9 protein-coding genes are annotated in these 6,696 nt (G+C 41.3%); 8 read left to right on the top strand and 1 reads right to left on the bottom strand.

Features of this window, described 5'->3' with window-relative positions; all coding sequences use genetic code 11:
• Positions 1-323, bottom strand: a 323-nt coding sequence (locus HFK82_RS08445; RefSeq protein ID WP_473772536.1) for an amino acid kinase family protein, incomplete at its 3' end; no start/stop codon positions are given.
• 98 nt (positions 324-421) lie between these two features.
• On the opposite strand from HFK82_RS08445, the gene HFK82_RS08440 reads away from it, so the two are divergent.
• The 8 genes from HFK82_RS08440 to fabG all read left to right on the top strand — a co-directional run bounded on the left by HFK82_RS08440 (position 422) and on the right by fabG (position 6,657).
• On the top strand, positions 422-1,075 hold the full coding sequence (locus HFK82_RS08440; RefSeq protein WP_168261452.1) for an HAD family hydrolase: 654 nt from the start codon (positions 422-424) through the stop codon (positions 1,073-1,075).
• A gap of 180 nt (positions 1,076-1,255) precedes the next feature.
• On the top strand, positions 1,256-2,044 hold the full coding sequence (gene fabM / locus HFK82_RS08435; protein WP_168261451.1) for a trans-2-decenoyl-ACP isomerase: 789 nt from the start codon (positions 1,256-1,258) through the stop codon (positions 2,042-2,044).
• A gap of 91 nt (positions 2,045-2,135) precedes the next feature.
• Complete coding sequence (gene fabT / locus HFK82_RS08430) at positions 2,136-2,570, top strand: fatty acid biosynthesis transcriptional regulator FabT (RefSeq protein WP_168261450.1); 435 nt, start codon at positions 2,136-2,138, stop codon at positions 2,568-2,570.
• A gap of 2 nt (positions 2,571-2,572) precedes the next feature.
• A complete protein-coding gene (locus HFK82_RS08425; RefSeq protein ID WP_154455333.1) occupies positions 2,573-3,547 on the top strand; it encodes a beta-ketoacyl-ACP synthase III in 975 nt (324 codons plus the stop codon).
• A gap of 61 nt (positions 3,548-3,608) precedes the next feature.
• Positions 3,609-3,833, top strand: a complete 225-nt coding sequence (locus HFK82_RS08420) for an acyl carrier protein (RefSeq protein ID WP_154455332.1) — start codon at positions 3,609-3,611, stop codon at positions 3,831-3,833.
• 108 nt (positions 3,834-3,941) lie between these two features.
• Positions 3,942-4,952 (top strand): enoyl-[acyl-carrier-protein] reductase FabK, encoded by a 1,011-nt coding sequence (fabK, locus tag HFK82_RS08415; protein ID WP_293693688.1) that lies wholly within the window; start codon positions 3,942-3,944, stop codon positions 4,950-4,952.
• 38 nt (positions 4,953-4,990) lie between these two features.
• Positions 4,991-5,911 (top strand): ACP S-malonyltransferase, encoded by a 921-nt coding sequence (gene fabD / locus HFK82_RS08410; protein ID WP_168261448.1) that lies wholly within the window; start codon positions 4,991-4,993, stop codon positions 5,909-5,911.
• An 8-nt stretch (positions 5,912-5,919) separates the two neighbouring features.
• Positions 5,920-6,657, top strand: coding sequence for a 3-oxoacyl-[acyl-carrier-protein] reductase (gene fabG / locus HFK82_RS08405; RefSeq protein WP_168261447.1), 738 nt, complete (start codon positions 5,920-5,922; stop codon positions 6,655-6,657).
• Positions 6,658-6,696 lie beyond the last annotated feature (39 nt).

Below are 6,696 nucleotides of genomic sequence, written 5' to 3'. Positions count from 1 at the left end.
TTGTCTTCGATCGGTAACGTAGCCAACTGTTTGATTGCTGTGCTAATCTTAGTCATGATAGCAGGTGATAAGCCGAGTTCATTGGCAATGGCTTGGTAACGATCGATAATCCATTTTTGTGACGCAGTGACATCATTTCCAGCAACGTAATTTTTATAGTATTTAATCAGTGCGTCGGTTACTTTTGTGTCTTCTGAGTGGCGCTTACCTGGTGCTGAAACGATGACAAAACGTCGTTCAGGATCAGATGTAACAATATCCAATACTTTTTTGAGTTGTTCAGCGGAGGCAAGTGAACTACCTCCAAATTTGATGACTTTCATAATGACTCCCAAATGTAAATTTGTATGTTATTATAACAAAATTCTGACAACTTGTCAGTACTTTTTACAATAAAGGGCTAGTGTAGTATAATAGGAGAATGGAAACTATTAAAGCGATTATTTTTGATATGGATGGTGTTTTATTTGACACTGAAACCTTTTACTACAACAGACGAAAAACTTTTCTAAAGGAAAAAGGGATTAGCATCGACCATTTGCCTCCTCGTTTTTTTATTGGGGGTAATACCAAGCACATTTGGCAGGCTATTTTAGGTGATGATTATGAGAATTGGGATGTGGCGCAGTTACAAGCTGAATATGCTCAGTATAAGGCACAGCACCCACTTCCTTATAAGGATTTGATTTTTCCTGATACGGTTCGTGTGGTTCAAGCTTTAAAAGAGATGGGTTATGCTTTAGGCTTGGCCTCTAGCACTTCAAAACCTGATATTTTAAGGGCTTTAGACGAAGCAGGTATTCGCGATTACTTTTCTGTTGTCTTATCAGGGGAGGAATTTTCACGAGGAAAACCGTATCCTGACATCTATGAGGCAGCTATTAAGAAATTAGATGTTTCTTGTGATGAGGCAATTGTAGTGGAAGATAGTGAGAAAGGCATTCAGGCGGCGACGTCAGCCCATTTACCTGTTTGGGCGATTGAGGACCGTATGTTTGGCATGGACCAAAGCAAAGCCAGTCGTTTGTTGACGGATTTAGGGCAATTATTGCAGGATGTGACGCAGTTAACATAGTGATAAAAGAGGTTTCACCTCTTTTTTTAGTCTATTTAATTTGAATACTAAATTATTAAAATATCAAATTATTTTTCATAAATTTCCTTTTTTCTCTTGATAAAATAATCATAGTTATGATAGAATAGCAATCAGTAAAATAATTAAATTATCAAAGTATTTTTTGATAGAGGTTTTTGTATGTCATATAGTCATATTATTTATGAAGCAGGGGAAGTGGCGATTTTAACGTTGAATCGTCCTGATATTTCAAATGGGTTTAATATTCCTGTTTGCCAAGAAATCTTGGATGTTTTGGAAAAGGCAAAGCAGGATTCGACTGTCAAGCTTTTGGTTATCAAGGCTGTTGGGAAGGTCTTTTCTGTCGGCGGTGATTTGGTGGAAATGAAGCACGCAGTGGATGCGGACAACATTGCTTCACTGGTTGATATTGCCCATTTGGTCAATCAGATTTCCTTTGCTATAAAACAATTGCCCAAACTGGTTATTATGAGTATTGACGGTGCGGTAGCTGGTGCGGCTGCTAATATGGCAGTGGCAGCCGATTTTGTGGTAGCCAGCAATAAAGTCAAATTTATTCAAGCTTTCGTCGGTGTGGGGTTGGCTCCTGATGCAGGAGGACTTTTGTTGATGAGCCGTGCTATCGGTGCCAATCGTGCCAATCAATTAGCTTTGACAGGTGAAGCTTTAAATGCGGAAAAAGCCTATGAATATGGGATTGTTTACCGCTTGTGTGAATCAGACCAATTAGAGAAAACCACCCAACAACTTTGCAAACGTCTGCTCCGTGGTTCAATCAATTCTTATCGTGCTATCAAGGAAATGTCTTGGAAGGCTTCGTTTGAGAATTGGCAAGATTACACGGCTTTAGAATTGCGACTACAAGAAGATTTGGCCTTTAAGGAAGATTTCAAAGAAGGCGTGCTGGCTTTTTCTGAGAAACGACGTCCAAAATTTTCAGGAAAATAAGACGTAACGTTCAAGACTGTTTAAAGGCTTGCAAATTAATTAGCACTTTGATATAATTTGAGCGTCAAAGTTTTTTCTTGGAGGTGGTCCTTTGGATTATAATAGAATCAATGATTATCTTGTTGATATTTTTAATCGTGTTCAAGTTATCGAAGAAACGAGTTTGAGAACGAGCCAATTCAGTGACGTTTCTTTGAAAGAGATGCACACCATTGAAATTATTGGCAAAAATACCAATGTGACACCAAGTGATATTGCTAGGGAATTGATGTTAACCCTAGGCACTGTGACGACTAGTTTAAACAAGCTCGAGGCGAAAGGCTACATTGAGAGAAAACGTTCAAAGCTGGACCGTCGCGTTGTTCACTTGACTTTGACAAAAAAAGGGAAACTGTTAGATAGGCTCCACCGCAAGTTTCATAAAAATATGGTAATTCATATCGCTGAAGATATGAATGAACAGGAATTTGAAGCTTTGGCACAAGGGCTTAAAAATCTTCATAAGTTTCTTGAGGAGTTAATGTAATCATGGCATTTTCAAAAATAACTCAGGTGGCAGCTTATGCTCCTGAACAGATTATTAGCAATGATGATTTATCGCAGATTATGGATACCAGTGATGAATGGATTTCATCACGAACAGGTATTAGGGAGCGTCACATCACTCGTGAGGAAACGACCAGCGATTTGGGAACGCAAGTGGCTCAACAATTGCTAAAGCAATCTGGCTTGTCAGCGCAAGCTATTGATTTTATCATCGTAGCGACCATTACACCAGATAGCTTGATGCCTTCAACGGCAGCGCGTATTCAAGCCAATATCGGAGCAAGCAATGCATTTGGAATGGATATGACGGCGGCTTGCAGTGGTTTTGTCTTTGCTTTAGCAACGGCGGATAAATTTATCCAATCTGGTCTGTATCAAAGAGGTCTCGTCATTGGTGCGGAAACCTTATCAAAAACCTTGGATTGGTCTGACCGTAGTAGTTCGGTTCTCTTTGGTGATGGTGCTGGCGGTGTTTTGCTTGAAGCAAGCGATACAAAGCACTTTTTGGCAGAGTCCCTTCATACAGACGGTAGCCGCGGCGGCAGTTTGACCTCTGGATTGGTTGGCTTATCCTCTCCGTTTTCTGACACAACTTCAGATGAAAAATACCTCCAGATGGACGGTCGTGCGATTTTTGATTTTGCGATTCGCGATGTGCCAAAGAGCATTAAACAATTGGTCGCAGACGCTGGCTTATCCATCGAGGATTTAGACTACTTGTTCCTACATCAAGCCAATATCAGAATCTTGAACAAAATGGCTAAAAAATTAGGGGTTAGCATGGAGAAATTGCCAGCCAATATGATGGCTTATGGTAATACCAGTGCAGCAAGTATTCCTATTTTATTATCAGAGTCAGTGGATAAAGGTATCATTGCATTAGATGGCTCACAAACGGTTTTATTCTCTGCTTTTGGCGGAGGTTTGACATGGGGAAATCTAATTGTTAAAATTTAGTTAACTACTTGTACGTTCGTACAGGAAATATATTGTATTTATTTTTAAGGAGAAAATCATCATGGCAGTATTTGAAAAAGTACAAGAAATTATCGTTGAAGAACTTGGTAAAGAACCAGAAGAAGTTAAAATGGACACAACTTTTGAAGACCTTGATGCAGACTCACTTGATGTTTTCCAAGTGATTTCAGAAATTGAAGATGCATTTGATATCCAAATCGAATCTGAAGATGGTCTTAACACAGTTGGTGACTTGGTTGCTTACGTAGAAGAAAAAACAAAATAATAGCGTTTAAGTCAAAATCAATGTTATATTGACGAAAGGGGGCGTAGGATATGGCTAGTTAGCTAGTTCATATCCTGCTCCTTCTCTTCTTATGGTTATAGTTTGATTATCAAATTATTGTCTGACTGTGGATTTAGAAGGTTAAAGATGAAAACACGTATTACAGAGTTATTAAATATCAAATACCCTATTTTTCAGGGGGGAATGGCTTGGGTTGCTGACGGTGATTTGGCAGGAGCCGTTTCAAATGCTGGTGGTTTAGGGATTATTGGTGGTGGTAATGCCCCAAAAGAAGTCGTTAAAGCCAATATTGACAAGGTTAGAGCGATAACAGATAAACCTTTTGGTGTGAATATTATGCTCTTGTCACCTTTTGTTGATGATATTGTGGATTTGGTCATTGAAGAAGGGGTCAAAGTCGTAACGACAGGCGCTGGAAATCCTGGAAAATACATGGAACGTTTTCATGAGGCAGGAATTACGGTTATTCCCGTGGTTCCAAGTGTTGCTTTGGCAAGACGCATGGAAAAATTGGGCGCGGATGCTGTGATTGCAGAAGGTATGGAAGCTGGCGGTCACATTGGTAAATTGACAACAATGACCTTGGTTCGTCAAGTGGTTGACGCGGTTGATATTCCAGTTATTGGAGCTGGTGGTATTGGTGATGGTCGTGGTGCAGCTGCTGTCTTTATGCTTGGAGCAGAAGCTATTCAAGTGGGAACGCGTTTTGTAGTGGCCAAAGAGTCAAATGCGCACCAGCAATTTAAAGATAAGATTTTAAAAGCTAAAGATATTGACACTGTGGTATCTGCCACTGTTGTGGGACACCCTGTGCGTGCCATCAAAAATAAATTAACCACTTCGTATGCCCATGCGGAAAAAGATTTCTTGGTTGGACGTAAAACGGCAGAAGATATCGAAGCTTTGGGGGCAGGTGCTTTACGCAATGCCGTTGTGGATGGTGATGTGACCATGGGTTCTGTTATGGCTGGGCAAATCGCAGGGCTTATTGCCAAAGAAGAAACGTGTGAAGATATTTTGAAAGACCTTTACTATGGCGCCAAAGAGGTTATTTTGGCGGAAGCTAAACGCTGGTCTGATAGTGAGGTAGAAAACTAAAGGACGTTAGAGATACGTCTGCCGTATAGGAGGGTTTAATGACGACAACTGCCTTTTTATTTGCAGGTCAGGGGGCACAAAAATTAGGAATGGCAAGCGATTTGTATGCGGCTTATCCTATTGTGAGAGAAACGTTTCAACAAGCGAGTGCTGTTCTTGGGTATGACCTTCGTCAGCTGATTGATACAGATGATGAAAAGTTGAACCAAACCCGCTACACACAGCCTGCTATTTTGACAACTTCCATTGCTATTTTTCGTTTGCTTCAAGAAAAAGGCTTCGAGCCTGATATGGTAGCGGGGCTTTCACTTGGTGAATATTCAGCCTTGGTAGCTTCAGGTGCCTTGGATTTTGAAGATGCGGTGGCCTTGGTTGCCAAACGCGGTGAATTTATGGAAACGGCAGCTCCGCAAGGAACTGGCAAGATGGTGGCTGTGATGAACGCTGATGCTGACTTGATTGAGGAGATGTGCCAAAAGGCTTTAGTCAAGGGTATTGTAACCCCAGCTAATTACAACACACCTAGCCAAATTGTAATTGGTGGAGAAACAGCAGCCGTGAATGCTGCGGTTGAATTGCTCAAAGAAGCAGGTGTGAAACGTTTGATTCCTTTGAAAGTGTCAGGTCCTTTCCATACGGGCTTATTGGAACCAGCGAGCCAACAATTAGCCAAAGTGCTTGAAACGGTGACTTTTGCTGATTTTCACATTCCGCTGGTGGGCAATACCGAGGCTAAGGTGATGCGACATGACGACATCAAGTCCTTGTTGGCAAGGCAAGTCAAGGAACCTGTGCGTTTTTACGATTCCATAGAAACCATGCGTGAACTTGGCATGACTGAGGTTATCGAGATTGGTCCTGGAAAAGTCCTCAGTGGCTTTTTGCGAAAAATTGACAAGACCATTCCAACGAGAGCTGTTGAAAGTGTAGCTGATTTAGACGAATTATTGCAGAATTAGGAGATATCATGACAATCCAAAATAAAAATGTTTTTATCACGGGTTCTACGAGGGGCATTGGTTTGGCGATTGCCCATCAATTTGCTAGCCTTGGGGCAAATGTTGTCCTCAACGGTCGCTCACAAGTGGCGCCAGAGATTTTAGAAAGCTTTCAAGCTTATCCTGGTCAGGCCATTGCTATTACAGGCGATATTTCACAGGCTGAAGAAGCTAAACGCATGGTGGATGAAGCTATTGAGCGTTTGGGCTCTATTGATATTTTGGTCAATAATGCTGGCATCACCAATGACAAATTGGTCTTGAAAATGACGGAAGAAGATTTTGAATCGGTTTTGAAGGTTAACTTAACAGGTGCCTTTAACATGACACAATCCGTCTTAAAACCGATGACACGAGCACGTCAAGGCGTTATCATTAATATATCAAGTGTCGTTGGCTTAACGGGTAATGTTGGGCAAGCCAATTATGCGGCCTCAAAAGCTGGTTTGATTGGTTTCACCAAATCAGTGGCGCGTGAAGTGGCTGCGCGTGGTATCCGTGTGAATGCTATTGCGCCAGGTTTCATCGCTTCTGACATGACGGACGTCATTCCAGAAAAAATGCAAAAGGCTATTGTTGCCAATATTCCGATGAAACGGATTGGAAAAGCGGAAGAAGTTGCTACCGTTGCAACCTTTTTAGCAGAACAAGATTATTTGACAGGTCAAGTGATTGCTATCGATGGTGGCATGACCATGCAATCTTAAGGCAGCCAGCTTAGTAAGACAGTAAGGATTCCTCTTTTA

The sequence above is a fragment of the Streptococcus alactolyticus genome, assembly GCF_012277075.1.
GTDB classification, from domain to species: Bacteria; Bacillota; Bacilli; order Lactobacillales; family Streptococcaceae; genus Streptococcus; species Streptococcus alactolyticus.
This window is presented reverse-complemented; position numbering and strand designations above follow the sequence as displayed.

What these genes read in the sequence shown, in the direction of transcription:
- fabM (WP_168261451.1), top strand. Translation starts at nt 1,256, where the DNA reads ATGTCATATAGTCATATTATTTATGAAGCAGGGGAAGTGGCGATTTTA.
- HFK82_RS08425 (WP_154455333.1), top strand. Translation starts at nt 2,573, where the DNA reads ATGGCATTTTCAAAAATAACTCAGGTGGCAGCTTATGCTCCTGAACAG.
- fabD (WP_168261448.1), top strand. Translation starts at nt 4,991, where the DNA reads ATGACGACAACTGCCTTTTTATTTGCAGGTCAGGGGGCACAAAAATTA.
- fabG (WP_168261447.1), top strand. Translation starts at nt 5,920, where the DNA reads ATGACAATCCAAAATAAAAATGTTTTTATCACGGGTTCTACGAGGGGC.
- HFK82_RS08440 (WP_168261452.1), top strand. Translation starts at nt 422, where the DNA reads ATGGAAACTATTAAAGCGATTATTTTTGATATGGATGGTGTTTTATTT.
- HFK82_RS08420 (WP_154455332.1), top strand. Translation starts at nt 3,609, where the DNA reads ATGGCAGTATTTGAAAAAGTACAAGAAATTATCGTTGAAGAACTTGGT.